Source organism: Microbacterium aerolatum (genome assembly GCF_007988825.1).
Taxonomy (GTDB): Bacteria; Actinomycetota; Actinomycetes; order Actinomycetales; family Microbacteriaceae; genus Microbacterium; species Microbacterium aerolatum.
Genome location: NZ_BJUW01000007.1, coordinates 1 through 14,700, shown reverse-complemented (window position 1 = coordinate 14,700; position 14,700 = coordinate 1). Strand labels below are relative to the sequence as shown.

Genomic DNA, 14,700 nt, shown 5'->3' with positions numbered 1-14,700 from the left:
TCATGAGCACCGCAGTGACGCAGCCTCACAAGCGCGAGGCGTTCGGATCGCGCAACGTCTTCATCCTCTCGGCCATCGGCTCTGCCGTCGGCCTCGGGAACATCTGGCGATTCCCCTATGTCGCCTACGAGGGTGGCGGCGGTGCGTTCCTCATTCCGTATCTGTGCGCGCTGCTGACCGCCGGCATCCCGCTGCTGTTCTTCGACTACGCGATCGGGCACCGCTTCCGCGGTTCGGCGCCACTCGCGTTCCGCCGCATGCACCGTGCCGCGGAGCCGCTGGGCTGGTGGCAGGTGCTCATCTGCGTCATCATCTCCGTGTACTACGCCGTGATCATCGCGTGGGCGGCGATGTACACCTGGTTCTCGGCCCAGCTCACCTGGGGACCGGGCAACGAGAACGACTTCTTCTTCGGCGAGTTCCTGCAGATGGGCGATGTCGCCGGCGGCATCTCGCTCGAGTTCGTCCCGCAGGTCGGCATCCCGCTGCTGGTCGTCTGGGTCGTGACGATCGTGATCATGGGGTTCGGCGTCAAACGAGGCATCGGCGCCGCGAACACCGTGCTGCTGCCCCTGCTCACCGTCATGTTCATCGTGCTGGTGGTGCAGGCGCTGTTCCTCCCCGGCGCCATGGACGGACTGAACGCCTTCTTCACCCCGAACTGGCAGGCACTCGCCGATCCCGGCGTGTGGGCGTCGGCGTACGGGCACATCTTCTTCTCGCTGTCGGTCGCGTTCGGCATCATGGTCACCTACTCGTCGTACCTCAAGCGCAAGACCGACCTGACCGGCTCCGGCCTGGTCGTCGGCTTCGCGAACTCCGGTTTCGAGATCCTCGCCGGTATCGGGGTGTTCGCCGCCCTCGGGTTCATGGCGCAGGCGCAGTCCGCGCAGGTCTCCGACGTGGCATCCGCCGGCATCGGGCTCGCGTTCGTCGCGTTCCCGACGATCGTCTCGCAGGCGGCCGGCGGGCCGATCATCGGCGTCCTCTTCTTCGGAGCGCTGACGTTCGCCGGCCTCACCTCGATGATCTCCATCCTCGAGGTGATCGTGGCCGCCATCCAGGACAAGCTCGGCTGGGGGCGCGTGCGCGCGACCCTCACCGTGACGATCCCGCTCGCGGTCATCTCGATGGCGTTCTTCTCGACGACGACCGCGCTCGCCGTCCTCGACACGACGGATGCCTTCATCAACGCCTTCGGCATCATGGCGGTCGCGCTGGTCGCAGTCATCGCCGTCTCGTGGGTGCTGCACAAGCTGCCCGCCCTGCAGGAGCACCTCAACCGCCGTTCGAGCTTCCGCGTCGGCCTGATCTGGAAGCTGCTGGTCGGCCTCCTCGCACCGATCGTGCTCGGCTACCTGTTCATCAGCGAGCTGATCACGAAGATCTCCACGCCGTACGAGGGGTACCCCGATTGGTTCCTGTCGATCTTCGGGTGGGGGATGGTGATCTCGCTCGTGATCCTCGCGGTCGTCCTGTCGCTCATCCCGTGGAGCGGGCGCTCGCACGCGAAGGACGATCCGGAGTACGACGAGTTCCTCACCGAGGAGAGTTACGAGCCGGATGCCGAGACCGGCACGATCCGGGTGTCGCCGGCATCCTCGTCGAAGGGAACGGGAGCATGACCGCTGCAGCCATCGTCTTCATGATCATCGCCATGGTCACGGTTTGGGGCGGCCTTATCGCCGCCATCGTGAACCTGATGCGGCATCCCGAGATCGCCGAGAACGAGCCGGAGACGCTGCGCGTCGAACTCTGACCTCAGACCGGTGGTTCGACCGCCTCGTCGACGAGCGATATGCCTCCCGTGGAGCTCACCGAGTTCATCAGATCCTCGATCCATCTCGCGTTGAGGGCGGGCGGATCGGGCTGATCGAACACGAATCGCAGCGGAATCGACGGATGCAGCCAGATCGTGGCGCGACCGCCGGGTTCCTCCTCCGGATGCTGCCATGACAGCGTGAAGCTCTCATGCCTGCGCATCCGGGTCGCGATGACGACCTTCAGATGGGCGAGAGTCCGATCGTCGATGTGGATCGGGTCTCCGCAGCTGTCGTAGAAGAGAGTGCCCATGACTGAACGGTAGCGCTCGTCGCGCTGGATGTCAGAGGCATTTTCGAGCACCGGGCAGGTCGAGGCGCGCTGCGGCGATGTCAACCCCCGACCATGAATCGACCGCGGGGATGAGACTGAGGGTTCGCAACGAGCAGAGGAGGCATCATGTCCGAACCACGTGCGATTCCCGATGAGGAACGGCCCTTCATCCCCGAGGAGACCGTGCCGGCCAAGGAGAGCACCGACTTCGACGCCGAACCGGTAGAGGGCGAGGAGCCGGAGACCGACGCAGACGAGGGGAGCGGACATGAGTGACCATCGTCTCGTCGAACTTCTCGGGCGTCCCGGCCCCTGGACCTGCGCCTACGTGGACGGGCCAGGTGCGCTCCCGCAGCCGGAGGAGGATGCGCTTCGACGCTCTGTGCGCGATCGACTCACTCAGGCGGGCGCACCGGCCGAGGATGCCGCGGCGATCGAATCCGCGCTCGAGGACCGCAACGGCCTGCCGAGCCCGTCCGCGCGTGTCGTGCTCGCGAGGGACGGCGAGATCGAGCTGGATGAGGGCTTCGTCGGAGCCCGGATCGGTCCGGAACGGGTCGGCCACGGCCCCGTGCCGTCGCTCCTCCCGCTGCTGCGGCACTTGAGCGCGAGCACCCGATACCTCGTCGTGGAGACCAGTCGCGATGGCGCCGACATCCGGCTGGAAACCTCCGGTCATGGGCGCAGCGACGATAAGACCGAGATCGAGGGCGACACCGTCGACATCACCAAGGTGCAGGCGGGCGGCATGGCGCACGCCAGGTATCACCGGTACGCCGAGAACGTGTGGAAGCACAATCAGGATGACGTCGCCTCAGCGGTCAGCGCTCTGATCAGGGAACAGCATCCTGCCTTCGTCGCGGTCTCCGGCGACGTGCGCGCACGGCAGCTCCTCGGCGAGGCGCTGACCGACACGGAACGGGCTCTCGTCGTCGAAGTCAACGCGCACACGCGCGCCGACGGCGCCGACTCCACCGAACTCGACACGGCGCTGGCCGAGGCGATCGCCGAGCGGACGAGCGCCGCCATCGGCGACGTCCGCGACCGCGCGGCGGCGGACAGCGGCAGCGGAGGCGCAGAGGGCATCGCGGACGTCGTGGCCGCGCTTCAGCAGGCACGCGTGGACACGCTGCTGCTCGATGCGCGGATGCTCGGCGACGAGCAGACGCTCCTCGCCCTGGACGGCCCGCCGTGGGTCGCCGCCGACGAGTCCGAGCGACTGGGTTCCACGGTCCTCGCGGAGGCGTCCGCGGCCGAGGCGCTCGCACGCGCGGCCGTGCTCACCGACGCGCGCGTACTGGTCGAAGAGGACGAACCCATCGCCGACGACGCCCCCAGAGACGACCGACCGGCGCGGCAGCCGCTGGCCGCGCTGCGATGGGCGGACGACGTCGGAGCGGGCGACCAGAGCTGACGGCTACTCCGATTCCACGCTGCTCATGTGGTGCGGCATCCCCACGGGCTTGGACTCGCTCGAGCCGCGCTGGCGGAGGTAGATGGAGAAGGCGACCATGGCGCCCACGGCGAGGAACTCGGACTGCCAGTTCTGCAACGTGCGGTTCCAGAACTCGGCGGACAGGACGTAGTCGCCCCACGACAGCGGAGGCATCCCGTGCTGGGCGTTCTGCTCGTTCGCGACCACCTGGCCCGCGAGGGACTGGGCGAGCCATGAGAACAGGAACACCGCGCCCATGACGAGCAGCAGGGAGTTGGAATAGATCCAGAGGCGGATGCCGTCGGCCTTGGCCCACGAGGGCGAGTCGGGCCTGGCGTGCGAGCGCACATGCTGCTCCTCGTCGGTCCCGACTCCCTCGTCGCCCGCCTTCTTCGACTCCGGTGATCCGCGCTGGATCAGCCAGATCGTCGCCAGGATGAAGAGGAAGAACTGCAGGAACTCGGACTGCCAGTTCTCCGCGAGGTCGACGAGGAAGTCCGAAGACGTCACGAAGTCGAGATAGCCGACGGGCGGCTGGCCGTGCTGTGCGAGCTCTTCGTTGTTGTACGCGTGGCCGGCGACGGACTGCCCGATGACGGCGAGCACGAAGATGACCAGGAAGGCGAGACTGAGGCTCCCGTTGCGAAGGAATCGGCGCATCGCGGTCATCTCCCCGCCAGGGGCAGGACGATCATGAACGCGAGCCCGATGACGATGATCACCGTCCACGACCAGAACGCGGTGCGCATCGCACCCTTCGCCTCGCTGCTCTCCGACATGACGCCTCCCTCTTCCGACTGCTGGCACCGATCATCACCCACGAAGCACCGCACGGGAGCACCCTTGACAAGCCATCCGCCGGACGCACCGGAGAGTGCGCCGGGCCCTCACCGCAAGGGGGTACCGCCTGCGCGATCCGGGGAGCACACTGGGTTCGTCCAACACCCGAGCGTGAGGAGAAGCCATGTCGTACAAGGTCGGCTATTTCGTCGGAAGTCTTTCATCCACCTCGATCAACCGCGTGCTGTCCGAAGCGTTGATCCGCGTCGCACCGGACGACCTCGAGTTCACCGAGCTCCCGATCGGTGATCTGCCGCTGTACAGCCCCGATCACGATTCGGATTACCCCGCCGAGGCCCGTGCGCTGAAGGCGGCGATCGAGTCGAGCGACGCCGTGCTGTTCGTCACGCCGGAGTACAACCGATCGATCCCCGGTGCGCTGAAGAACGCCATCGACTGGGCATCCCGTCCCTGGGGCAAGAACTCGTTCGATCACCTTCCGGCGGCCGTTATCGGCGCCTCCATCGGCGTGATCGGCACCGCCGTCGCGCAACAGAGCCTCCGCGCCGTGCTGGCTTTCTGCAACGCCCGGCAGATGACAGCTCCCGAGGCATACATCCACTTCACGAAAGAGGTGTTCCAGGAAGACGGCACGATTACAAAGCAGGACACCGAGGAGTTCCTGCGCGCGTACATGAACGAGTTCCGCGAGCACATCGCCCGCGTGCTCACGGTGCTCCCGCGCCGCTGAAGTGCGCGGGTGCGGCTCAGTGTTCGCGGAGTTGCTCGATCAGGTCGGCCTTGCGCTTTCCGGAGTACCCGCTGAGACCGAGCTCCTTGGCGCGCTTGCGCAGTTCGTCGACGGTCCAGTCCTCGTAGTCGCCGGCCTTGCCGCCGCGCCGGCCGACCTCTGAGCGGCCCTTCTTGGTTCCGCCGGTCGCGTTCGAGATGCGGGCGGCTTTCTCCTTGGAGGCGCCGTCGTCGCGCAGCTCCTCGTACAGTTCCGGATCCTTGAGTCGTGAGTTCGCGCCGCGAGGCATGATCTTCTCCTTCTTCTCGTCGTTCGTCTCCTGTGTCAGACGGCGTCGGCCGTCTGCAGCGTGTCGAGGATCAGGCCGACCGCCGATGCGACGGTGGTGGCCATGACATCCTCGGGGGACCCGTCCAGCTCGAGCAGCCGATGGCCATGCGCACCCTCGGTCGCCCAGCCCAGGTACACGGTTCCCGCCGGATGCCCGTCTTCCGAATCCGGACCGCCCACACCGGTTGTCGCGACGCAGATGTCGGCGGCGAACAGGTCGCGCCCGCCGGCAGCCAGCTGCTCGGCGCACTCGGGCGAGGTCGGGTCGCTGCCTGCGGCGAGGCCGAGCAGCACCTCTTTGACCTCCGTCATGTAGGCGACGATCCCGCCCACGAACCATTCGGATGCGTCGGAGCCGGCTCCGACGGCGTGGGCCAACCCGCCCGAGGTCAACGATTCGACGACGGCGATGCGCAGACCGCGCCGACGGGCGATCTCGCCCAGGGCCGCCACATCATCCGTCGTCTGCGCCTCCGAGAGGCTCATGAGACTCCCTGCCGAGAGATCTCCTCCACGGTCGCGCCGGTGGTCTCGGGGCTCAGCGCGAGTGCGATGTCCGCCTGGCTGATGATCCCCACCAGCTGATGGTCTTCGATCACCGGCAGCCGCCGGATCTGATGCTCGCGCATCCGGTCGAGGGCGATGCCGATGTCGTCCGCTGCGTCGACGGTGACAGGCTTTCCTGCCGCGAGGGTGCGTGACGGCGTGCTCTCGGGGTCCAGGCCGTGGGCGACTGCCTTCACGACGATGTCGCGGTCGGTGAGCATCCCCTTGAGTCGTCGATCCTCGCCGCAGATCGGGAGTGCGCCGATGTCCAGTTCCGACATGACGGATGCCGCGATGCTGAGCGAGTCGTTCTCGCCGATGCACCGTGGTGCCGGCGTCATGATTTCACGAGTGATGGTCATGGTTCTCGTCCCTTCCTCGAGTACGGATGCGATGACGATAGGTGCGCGCTGGGCACCCGTGATGGGCCTTGACAGTCGACCGTGGGCCCGGCAAAGTCCGCCGGTCGGGTTCAGCCGTCTCTGACCTCGCTGCCGCCGCCCTCCGGCGCGCGCGCGTCATCGGAGTCGCGGTGCACACCCTCGGAGTAGTCGGGACGCTGGGGCTGCGGTGGCTGGTCGGACAGCTCGCCGCCGGTGCGGCCTCCGTACGGGCGGCCGTGGTCGGCGAACTCCTCGCGGCCGAAGACCAGCGTCCACGGGCCGGCGGTGAACCGCGCCCCGGTACGCAGGATCTCCGAGCGGCCACTCGCGCCGGTCTCGGCGGCGCTGGGAACGGCGTTCATCTCGCCCTCCCCGTGCAGGGTCAGCACATACTCGTCCTGATCATCGTGCTGGATCTCGGCGTGCACCGGGTCGGTGTCCGGCAGTTGCAGCTCGTTGCCCTCAGCGGCGCCGATGCGCACGGCATCCACGGTGAGGTTGAAGACGAACCTGTCGTCGTCGCGGGTGATCCTCAGGTGCGGATTGCCTGCGCCCCACTCGGCGTGGGTGGTCGTCGGCTTGTGCGGCTGTCGTTCGTCATGAGAGTTCATCTGCGCTGTCCTCCTCGCTCAGTGCCTCCCACGGTAGAACGGCGCAGACTTCGTCACGAGGGGGTTGACCCGCGCTCAGGGCTGTGTAGAGCCGCGAGGGTCCACCTGCTCGGGCACCAGCGAGATCCCGCCACTGGAATTGGCCGAGTTCGCCATCGCCGTGATCCACTCAGGCGACAGCGGCGGCGGCTCCGGTTCATCGAACACGAAGCGCAGCGGGATCGCGGGGTGCAGCCAGATCGTCGAACGGCCGGAGCCGTCGGGATGGCGCCACGAGAGCGTGAAACTCTCGTTGCGCCGCAGTTTCGTCGCGATCACCACTTTGAGGTGCGCGAGAGCACGATCCTCGATCCAGATCGGTTCGTTCGCGCCGCCGTAGAACATCAGGCCCATGGCACTACGCTACAGAGCATGGGCAAGTTCATCTACGAGGGCGGCGTCAAGGTCGAGATCGAAGACCGCGCACTGACGCACCTGCAGCTCGTCATCAGCGCGAAGCTTCGTCGCGGCGAGCCGTTCGCTTTCAGCTGGCGGGAGGATCCCAGCGTCGGAGGCGGCCGCACGACGGTGTGGGTGCACCCCGGGAGCTCGATCGTCTACAAGTACTACGGCGGGCGCCAGCCGTCGGTCAACCGGGCCTGGGTCGACGCCCTCGCGTTCACCGCGAACGCGCCGACCGGCCTATACCTCGTACCGGAGCCGGCCGAGTCCGCCGACGAGTCGGGCTCGCCTGAAGCGCACGCCTGATGCGCACCTGACGATCAGTCCAGCGCGAGGTCGAGCCTGCGCTCGGTGACGGAGTCGATGCCGGTAACGGTGACCCACCCGTCCGCGAGGTGTGCGGCGTCGCTGTCCGGAGTGGGGACGTTCGGCAGCTCCTCGACGGCGAGCCGCACGTAACTGTCGTCGCTCTCCGCCACGGTCATCTGCACGATGCCGAAGGGCGCGAGGGTCGACTCACGCACCCCTCGGGGCTGTTCGCTGTTCGGGACGTTCACGTTGATCACGGTGCCGGCCTCGCGTGCCAGGAGTTCGGGCATGAGGGCGATCGCGGCATCCGCTCCCGTTCGCCAGTGGAACCGATCGGGGTTCATGCCCACGTCGAGCGACACCGCCATCGCCCAGGCGCCGTTCAGCGCACCGGTCAGCGCGGCGCCGACCGTGCCGGAATGCAGGATCGCACGGCCGACGTTCGCGCCGTGATTGACACCCGAGAGGACGACCTCGGCCGGATCGCCGAACGCCCCTCGCGCGGCGATCAGGGCGATCAGGCCCGGTCCGCCCTGCACGGCGAACGCCTCGATCTCAGGCAGGTCGGGGAGGGTTCGCCGCTCGACGGCGATGCGCCCGTCGGACTCCGTGGCCATGATCGAGGCGCTCGAGCCGCTGGACTGCGCGGCCGGTGCGGCGACGGTGACGTCGAACCCGGCGCTGACGGCGGCCTGTGCCAGGACGCAGAGGCCGGGAGCATCGATGCCGTCGTCGTTCGTGATCAGCACGCGGGTCATGAGTCCTCCTCCGGGTCGGCCAGAGCGGCGAGGCCGTCGGGGCTCACCCTGCCCTCCTGCTCTCGGCCCTCGGCATCCCTCCGTGGCACTTCTCGGACCGTGACTTTGGTGCGCAGGCTGCCGATCAGGTCGGCATCCCCGGTTCCGAGACCGTGCCGGGTGACGTTGAGCGCACCGGCCGCCGCGCCCAGAGTGATGGCGTCGCGCAGCGGCTCGCCCCGCACCAGGCCGGCGATCACTCCGGCCGTCAGCGAATCGCCGGCACCGCGCGTTTCGTTCTCCTCGAACGGGGGAGGCGACACCGCGATCACCCGGTCGCCGTCCGTGAACAGCAGCGGGTCGCTCGCCCGCGTCACGATCACGGCGCCCGCGCCGTCCGCTCGCAGCCGCTGCATGGCGGCGATGATTTCATCGTCGGTCGTCACGGTCACGAGCCCGTCGGCCTTCAGCTCCTCATGGCTGACCTTCAGGACATCCACGCCGCCCTCGACGACGGCCCGCAGCCGCTCTCCCGAGAGATCCGCGACGACCGTCTTGCCGGCCGCGCGCAGATCGATCGCCAGGCGACGGTAGAAGTCCGCTGGGATGGTCTCCTCGCCGGCCGGGCCGCTCAGGACCACCACCTGCGAGTCCTCGCTGCTGCTCAGCATCGCACTGTAGAGATCGTCGAGATCATGGCGCCCGATCGGGTCGCCTCGCTCCTCGTCGATCACGATGCGCTCGCCGCCGCGACGGTCATGGACGTAGGCGGACCCGCGCCCGTCCCGGGTCAGCGCCTGGACGGTGATGTCCTCGTCCTCGAGCAGATGCTGCAGAGCTCTGCCCACCTCTCCGGTGAGCACGCAGCACATCGTCACCGGCACCTGGAGCCGGCGAAGCATCCGCGCCTGCCACACCCCCTGACCGCCGGCGTGCACGTGGATCTCGGACCCCTGGGGATGGTCTTCGACGGTCACCGTCAATGTCGGCGACGGCGCCAGGATCGTCACATCGCTCATCGGATGTCCCTTCGGTCGGCGTGTGGCTCAGTCTCCGATATCGCCGCCGGCAGCCCGCCCCCGTTGACAGCTCTCCGCCGTGACACTAAGTGGCACAACCTCGGCGTCAGAACCGCGCCTGCGCGATGCGCCCAAACGCCCGAAGTGTCAACCCCCTTGGGAGCCCTGCGGCTTAACGAGAAGGTGTCCTCACAACCTCGACCCCTTTCCCTCGAAGGAGCGATCCGCATGACCGACAGCACCGCAGATCCGCGCCACGCGCAGCACGACGGCGAGTTCCCCGGGCAGACGCAGAGCCAGCCGGGGCAGACGGAGCAGATGCGCCCCGAGCCCGACCACGGCGAGTCGAGCTACGTCGGGCACGGTCGCCTGGAGGGTCGCAGGGCATTGATCACAGGCGGCGATTCCGGCATCGGGCGCGCCGTGTCGATCGCATTCGCCCGGGAAGGCGCCGACGTCGCGATCGCGCACATGCCCGAGGAGCAGGCGGATGCCGACACCACGCTCGACCTGGTGCGGGATGCCGGGCGGACAGGCCTCAGCCTCGCGGGGGATCTGCGCAACGAGGACTTCGCGACCGAGGCGGTGCAGAAGACGCGCGACGGTCTCGGCGGCCTGGACACACTGGTTCTCAACGCCGGCTACCAGCACGACATCGACGGGTTCGCGAACCTGCGCACCGACGAGATGCGGCGGGTGTTCCAGACGAACCTCGAGGGACTGCTGTTCTCCGCACGGGCGGCGTTCCCGCTGCTCGAGGCAGGCGCGAGCATCATCGTCACGGCATCCATCCAGTCCTTCAACCCCTCGCCGGGCCTGATCGACTACGCCATGACGAAGGCGGCCCAGGTCGCGTTCGTGAAAGCGCTCGCCGAGGAGGGCGGTCCGCGCGGCATCCGCGTGAACGCCGTCGCCCCCGGCCCGATCTGGACGCCGTTGATCCCGGGCACGGGGTGGGACGAGGACAAGGTGCGCAAGTTCGGGCAGGACACTCCGCTCGGGCGTGCAGGTCAGCCGGCCGAACTCGCCGGCGCTTACGTGTATCTCGCGTCGGGCGAGTCGTCTTACACCTCGGGGACTGTCCTCGCGGTGACCGGGGGGAAGGCACTATGACCATGACAGCCCCGGAGCCTCCGCGACCGGCCTCAGTCTGGGAGGTCATTCCGATCGCCCGCACCGCCTGGCGGATCTGCGACGGCGCGCTCACCGAGACGGATGCCTCCCGCCTCGTCGCCTACGTCGACAAGAACGAGACCGGAACCTACGACGTGCTCTGGCTGCGCAGCCCGTGCCCGACGAGGTCCCGTTATCGCTCGCTCGACGAGCTGCTGGCCGACCTGGATGCCGCGGACGCCGCCCGGACGTCCTCGCGCGCCGACCGGCCGAGGCAGATCCCGCACTTCCCGCCCCGGCCGCTGCCGTGACGTCACGACTGCCGGGGCTCAGGCGAGGATCACGAGCTCGCGCGTGGACCTGGTCATCGCGACGTAGCGGTCCACCGCACCCTCGATGCCCTCGCCGAAGGACTCCGGTTCGACCAGGACCACGAGGTCGAACTCGAGGCCCTTCGACAGCTCGGGCGACAGCGAGCGCACCCGATCGGTCGCCGTGTACGTCGTGTCGCCGATGACGCACGCTGTGCCCTCGTCGTTGTCGGCGAGCCAGGCGTCGATGATCGTGTCGCGTTCGGCGAGCGGGGCGTGCCGCACCGGGATGCCGCTCGAGCGCACCGAGGTCGGCACATTGGCGTCCGGCAGCGCGGCACGGATCGCCGGCTCTGCCTCGGCCATGATCTCCTCCGGCGTGCGGTAGTTGACCGTCAGGGAGGCCACGGAGACGTCTCTGTGTCCGGCATCGGCGAGGCGCTCCTCCCACGTCTGCGTGAAGCCGTGCCTGGCCTGTGCGCGGTCGCCGACCACCGTGAAGTTGCGGGAAGGGCACCGGCTCAGCAGCATCCGCCACTCCGCGTCGGTGACCTCCTGCGCCTCGTCGACGATGATGTGCGCGAAGGGGCCCGCGAGCGCATCGTGGGCCACCCGAGGGAGAGCGTCGTCGTCATCCAGGCTGTTCAGCACGTCCTCGCCGCGGAGCATCGACATGAGGCCGAGGTCGTCGTCGGACGACTCCATCAGGTAGTCGGCGACGCTCGCGCGGTACTCGCGTTCGGCCGCTCGTGCGCGCTCGCGTTCGCGGCGGATGCGGCCGGCATCCGGGTCGCCGACGGCGCGGCGGGCCGCGTCCAGGAGCGGCAGGTCGGATGCCGTCCATGCGGCAGGGGCCTCGCGCTGCAGCATCCGCACCTCGTCAGCCGTCAGCCACGGAGCGCACCGTCTGAGGAAGCCGGGGTTGCTCCAGAACGCGGCGACGAGGGCCGCCGGATCCAGCAGCGGCCACGCGCGGTTGAACGTCTGGGTGAGAGCGTCGCTCCGGGCGAGGGCGCGACGCAGCTGTGCCCGGGGGATCTGTTCGGCGAAGCGGTCGAGCACGATGTCGAGGAGCGCGTCCCAGATCTCGTCTCGGGCCTCGTTGTGGGCGGCGCCGGTGTCGGTCTCGAAGGCGTCCTCCCAGTCGATCTCCCGCACGCGCAGATCCGCCCACGGCGTCTCGACGACGGTGCCGCGCTCGGGCGGTTGCTCGTAGAGGCGCACGGCCGCACCGACCGCGTCGATCAGCCGACCCGAGGTCTTGAGCAGTGCGACCGCTGGATTCGGCTCGACCGGCGCATCGCGGCCCTCGGGTACGAGGTCGCGCAGGGTGCAGGTCTGCACGCGGTCTTCACCGAGGCTCGGGAGCACGTCGTCGACGTAGGCGAGGTAGGGCTGGTGCGGGCCCACGACGAGCACCCCGCCGCCGCTGCCGCGCGAGATTCGCGAGTCGGAGTAGAGCAGGTACGCGGCGCGGTGCAGGGCGACGACGGTCTTTCCGGTGCCCGGGCCTCCGTCGACGACGAGGGTTCCCTCGGAACCGGCGCGGATGATGGCATCCTGATCGGCCTGGATGGTCGCCAGCACGTCGCGCATGTGCGCGGAGCGCGAGGTGCCGAGACTGGCGATGAATGACGACTGGTCATCGAGCGCGCCGCCGGCGCCGAGGGCCTCTGCCGTGAACGCCTCGTCCCAGTAATCGCTCACCCGCCCGCCCGACCAGCGGTAGCGGCGGCGGCTCACCAGGCCCATCGGCTCGGCGAGCGTCGCACCGAAGAACGGCTCCGCGGCGGGTGCTCGCCAGTCGACGAGCAGCTGACGGCCGTCCTCTCCGGCGAGGCCGAGGCGTCCGATGTAGATGTGCTCGTCGGCTTCGGTCACCATGCGGCCCAGGCACATGTCGATGCCGTATCGGCGCAGCATGGTCAGACGGGTGTTCAGTCGGTGGATCTCGAGGTCGCGCTCGACGGCAGCGCCGCCGACGCCGCTCGGTGCGGCGAGTGTGCGCTCGAGACGGGAGGATGCTTCGGCGATGCTGCCGCGGAGCGTGCCGGCGATGGCGGCGAACTGCTCGTCGTCGCGGGCGATGAGGTCGGGGCGGGCTTTGAAGGCGAGGGCGTCAGAGAGGTGGAAGGCGGTGAGGGCGTTGGTGTTCACGGGGCTCCGATTCCGGTGCGCATCTGCGGTTCTCGCTGCGCACGATCGACAAGTATGCGCCTCGCGGGGGCCCTTGCCGCAAGCCCCCATCCCGTCGGTAAACTGGAAGTGCGGGAAGATGGAGACATGGCTTCTCCCACCCCGCAGACGCAGCGCAACGCGCTTGCTCCTGGGCTCCTCGCCGCGATCGCGCTGTTCGTCTCTCCGCTGTTCACCGAGGGCCTCGGTGCGACGATCATCCTGTTCCTCGTCGCGATCCTCGCGCTCGTCGTGGCGTGGTTCGCCTGGCAGGCGCGGCAGTGGTGGTGGACGGTGGTGTTCGTCGCGATCGCGGTGATCTGGAACCCTGTCTATCCGTTCGGCTTCGCCGGGTGGGTGTGGATCGGAGCGCAGTTCGTCGCCGCGCTGGTCTTCATCGCCGCCGGCATCCTGATCAGGAACGAGCGCACCGCCGCCTGACGCGCCGCGCGCTGCTCGTGGCGCTCCAGAGGATTCCGGCGTAGCGTGCGGGTATGGACGATCATCGACCGGATCCCGCAGAGGAAAGCCGCCCCGAAGAGACCGCAGAGGACCTCGCCGGGGGCGGCGACGACGCGCCGCTGGGCGGCGACGACACGACCGAGGAGCAGCTCGACGCCGACAACGAGGTCGAGAAGGACATGCTCAGGACGCTCGACCCGGACGACTCGCCGGCCTGACGCTCTGCCGCATCGATGCTGGATGCATCCCGTCGGTCATGGTGCGCTCAGAACCGACGGAACGCATCCAGCACGCGCTGCGACCCGCGGGCGCCGCCCCCTGTCCCTCCGGCAGGTGAGATCCTTGAAGGATGAGCTCGTCCACGACCGCAGACGCTCCTCTCGCTGAGACCGACATCGCACGGCTCCGGGAGGATTTCCCGATCCTGCACACGCAGGTGAACGGGCATCCGCTCGTCTACCTCGACTCCGGCGCGACATCGCAGCGCCCGTTCGCAGTGCTGGATGCCGAACGCGAGTTCGCCGCGACCCTGAACGCCGCCGTCCACCGCGGCGCCCACACCCTTGCGGCCGAGGCGACCGAGGTGTTCGAGGATGCCCGCAGCACGCTCGCCCGGTTCATCGGGGCCGGCGACGACGAGATCGTCTGGACCTCGAACGCCACCGAGGCCATCAACCTCGTCGCGTACGCGTTCTCGAACGCCACCGTCGGACGCGGCGGTCCCGCCGCCGAGCGGTTCCGCCTCGGCCAGGGTGACGAGATCGTCACCACCGAGATGGAGCACCACGCCAACCTCATCCCGTGGCAGGAGCTCGCCGCCCGCACCGGCGCGACGCTGCGCGTCATCCCCCTCGATGACGACGGCGCCCTCCGCCTGGACGAGAGCCGGATCACAGACCGCACGAAGATCCTCGCCGTCACCCACGTCTCCAACGTGCTCGGCGTCATCAACCCGGTCGAGCAGCTGATCGCCGCAGCCCGCGAGGTCGGAGCGCTCGTGCTGCTGGATGCCTGCCAATCGGCACCCCACCTGCCGCTCGACGTGCGCGCGCTGGATGTCGACTTCGCGGTGCTCTCCGGCCACAAGATGCTCGGTCCCACCGGCATCGGTGCCCTGTACGGCCGCCGCGAACTGCTCGAGGCCATGCCGCCGTTCCTGACCGGCGGGTCCATGATCACCACGGTCACGACCACGCGGGCCGA

Annotated in this window: 21 protein-coding genes; 11 read left to right on the top strand and 10 right to left on the bottom strand. The window is 68.6% G+C overall.

All coding sequences use genetic code 11. From position 1 onward, the window contains the following. The first annotated feature begins 2 nt into the window (after nt 1-2). Together MAE01_RS08760 and MAE01_RS08755 are read left to right on the top strand one after the other, a co-directional pair. Nucleotides 3-1,625: a sodium-dependent transporter gene (locus tag MAE01_RS08760; RefSeq protein WP_147039185.1), complete on the top strand. Its 1,623-nt coding sequence runs from the start codon at nt 3-5 to the stop codon at nt 1,623-1,625. Next, nucleotides 1,622-1,759, top strand: a complete 138-nt coding sequence (locus MAE01_RS08755) for a methionine/alanine import family NSS transporter small subunit (RefSeq protein WP_147039184.1) — start codon at nt 1,622-1,624, stop codon at nt 1,757-1,759. The genes MAE01_RS08760 and MAE01_RS08755 overlap by 4 nt, the downstream gene beginning before the upstream one ends. 2 nt (nt 1,760-1,761) lie before the next feature. Here MAE01_RS08755 and MAE01_RS08750 read toward each other — a convergent pair whose 3' ends face one another. Then, nucleotides 1,762-2,073 carry a DUF7882 family protein gene (locus MAE01_RS08750; RefSeq protein WP_147039183.1) on the bottom strand — a complete coding sequence of 104 codons (312 nt, stop codon included), beginning with the start codon at nt 2,071-2,073 and terminating at the stop codon, nt 1,762-1,764. 147 nt (nt 2,074-2,220) lie between these two features. On the opposite strand from MAE01_RS08750, the gene MAE01_RS15960 reads away from it, so the two are divergent. Then, the gene (locus MAE01_RS15960) at nt 2,221-2,370 is read left to right on the top strand and encodes a hypothetical protein (RefSeq protein WP_186806184.1); all 150 of its coding nucleotides are present in this window, start codon (nt 2,221-2,223) and stop codon (nt 2,368-2,370) included. Beyond that, the gene (locus tag MAE01_RS08745; RefSeq protein WP_147039182.1) at nt 2,363-3,508 is read left to right on the top strand and encodes a baeRF2 domain-containing protein; all 1,146 of its coding nucleotides are present in this window, start codon (nt 2,363-2,365) and stop codon (nt 3,506-3,508) included. Before MAE01_RS15960 ends, MAE01_RS08745 begins: the two co-directional genes overlap by 8 nt. Before the next feature lie 3 nt (nt 3,509-3,511). Here MAE01_RS08745 and MAE01_RS08740 read toward each other — a convergent pair whose 3' ends face one another. Continuing rightward, nucleotides 3,512-4,189, bottom strand: coding sequence for a DUF6766 family protein (locus MAE01_RS08740; protein ID WP_147039181.1), 678 nt, complete (start codon nt 4,187-4,189; stop codon nt 3,512-3,514). Between the two features lie 304 nt (nt 4,190-4,493). Here MAE01_RS08740 and MAE01_RS08735 point away from each other — a divergent pair, with 304 nt between their 5' ends. Continuing rightward, nucleotides 4,494-5,060, top strand: a complete 567-nt coding sequence (locus MAE01_RS08735; protein ID WP_147039180.1) for an NADPH-dependent FMN reductase — start codon at nt 4,494-4,496, stop codon at nt 5,058-5,060. Nucleotides 5,061-5,076: 16 nt separating this feature from the next. Here MAE01_RS08735 and MAE01_RS08730 read toward each other — a convergent pair whose 3' ends face one another. From MAE01_RS08730 to MAE01_RS08710, 5 genes are all read right to left on the bottom strand, one after another. Then, entirely contained in the window at nt 5,077-5,349 is a 273-nt protein-coding gene (locus MAE01_RS08730; RefSeq protein ID WP_147039179.1) for a DUF7218 family protein, read from the bottom strand. Nucleotides 5,350-5,384: 35 nt separating this feature from the next. Next, nucleotides 5,385-5,876 carry a CinA family protein gene (locus MAE01_RS08725; protein ID WP_147039178.1) on the bottom strand — a complete coding sequence of 164 codons (492 nt, stop codon included), beginning with the start codon at nt 5,874-5,876 and terminating at the stop codon, nt 5,385-5,387. After that, the gene (locus MAE01_RS08720; protein ID WP_147039177.1) at nt 5,873-6,298 is read right to left on the bottom strand and encodes a CBS domain-containing protein; all 426 of its coding nucleotides are present in this window, start codon (nt 6,296-6,298) and stop codon (nt 5,873-5,875) included. The genes MAE01_RS08725 and MAE01_RS08720 overlap by 4 nt, the downstream gene beginning before the upstream one ends. Before the next feature lie 110 nt (nt 6,299-6,408). Then, nucleotides 6,409-6,930: an FHA domain-containing protein gene (locus MAE01_RS08715; RefSeq protein WP_147039176.1), complete on the bottom strand. Its 522-nt coding sequence runs from the start codon at nt 6,928-6,930 to the stop codon at nt 6,409-6,411. Between the two features lie 75 nt (nt 6,931-7,005). Then, a complete protein-coding gene (locus MAE01_RS08710; RefSeq protein ID WP_147039175.1) occupies nt 7,006-7,323 on the bottom strand; it encodes a DUF7882 family protein in 318 nt (105 codons plus the stop codon). Nucleotides 7,324-7,341: 18 nt separating this feature from the next. On the opposite strand from MAE01_RS08710, the gene MAE01_RS08705 reads away from it, so the two are divergent. Next, nucleotides 7,342-7,677 carry a DUF7882 family protein gene (locus MAE01_RS08705; RefSeq protein WP_147039174.1) on the top strand — a complete coding sequence of 112 codons (336 nt, stop codon included), beginning with the start codon at nt 7,342-7,344 and terminating at the stop codon, nt 7,675-7,677. A 14-nt stretch (nt 7,678-7,691) separates the two neighbouring features. Here MAE01_RS08705 and surE read toward each other — a convergent pair whose 3' ends face one another. Further along, nucleotides 7,692-8,438 carry a 5'/3'-nucleotidase SurE gene (gene surE / locus MAE01_RS08700; protein WP_147039173.1) on the bottom strand — a complete coding sequence of 249 codons (747 nt, stop codon included), beginning with the start codon at nt 8,436-8,438 and terminating at the stop codon, nt 7,692-7,694. After that, on the bottom strand, nt 8,435-9,436 hold the full coding sequence (locus MAE01_RS08695) for a 1-phosphofructokinase family hexose kinase (protein WP_147039172.1): 1,002 nt from the start codon (nt 9,434-9,436) through the stop codon (nt 8,435-8,437). Before MAE01_RS08695 ends, surE begins: the two co-directional genes overlap by 4 nt. Before the next feature lie 228 nt (nt 9,437-9,664). Between MAE01_RS08695 and MAE01_RS08690 the strand changes: the two genes are divergently transcribed. Next, nucleotides 9,665-10,549 carry an SDR family oxidoreductase gene (locus MAE01_RS08690; protein WP_147039171.1) on the top strand — a complete coding sequence of 295 codons (885 nt, stop codon included), beginning with the start codon at nt 9,665-9,667 and terminating at the stop codon, nt 10,547-10,549. Next, nucleotides 10,546-10,860, top strand: a complete 315-nt coding sequence (locus tag MAE01_RS08685) for a hypothetical protein (protein WP_147039170.1) — start codon at nt 10,546-10,548, stop codon at nt 10,858-10,860. The genes MAE01_RS08690 and MAE01_RS08685 overlap by 4 nt, the downstream gene beginning before the upstream one ends. An 18-nt stretch (nt 10,861-10,878) precedes the next feature. On the opposite strand, the gene helR is transcribed toward MAE01_RS08685, so the two are convergent. Next, nucleotides 10,879-13,017, bottom strand: a complete 2,139-nt coding sequence (gene helR / locus MAE01_RS08680) for an RNA polymerase recycling motor ATPase HelR (protein ID WP_147039169.1) — start codon at nt 13,015-13,017, stop codon at nt 10,879-10,881. 126 nt (nt 13,018-13,143) lie between these two features. Between helR and MAE01_RS08675 the strand changes: the two genes are divergently transcribed. The 3 genes from MAE01_RS08675 to MAE01_RS08665 form a co-directional block, all read left to right on the top strand. Beyond that, nucleotides 13,144-13,476, top strand: coding sequence for a DUF6804 family protein (locus tag MAE01_RS08675; RefSeq protein ID WP_147039168.1), 333 nt, complete (start codon nt 13,144-13,146; stop codon nt 13,474-13,476). 53 nt (nt 13,477-13,529) lie between these two features. Then, nucleotides 13,530-13,715 (top strand): hypothetical protein, encoded by a 186-nt coding sequence (locus tag MAE01_RS08670; RefSeq protein ID WP_147039167.1) that lies wholly within the window; start codon nt 13,530-13,532, stop codon nt 13,713-13,715. Nucleotides 13,716-13,846: 131 nt separating this feature from the next. Then, a partial coding sequence (locus MAE01_RS08665; protein ID WP_147039166.1) for an aminotransferase class V-fold PLP-dependent enzyme occupies nt 13,847-14,700 on the top strand: 854 nt, incomplete at its 3' end.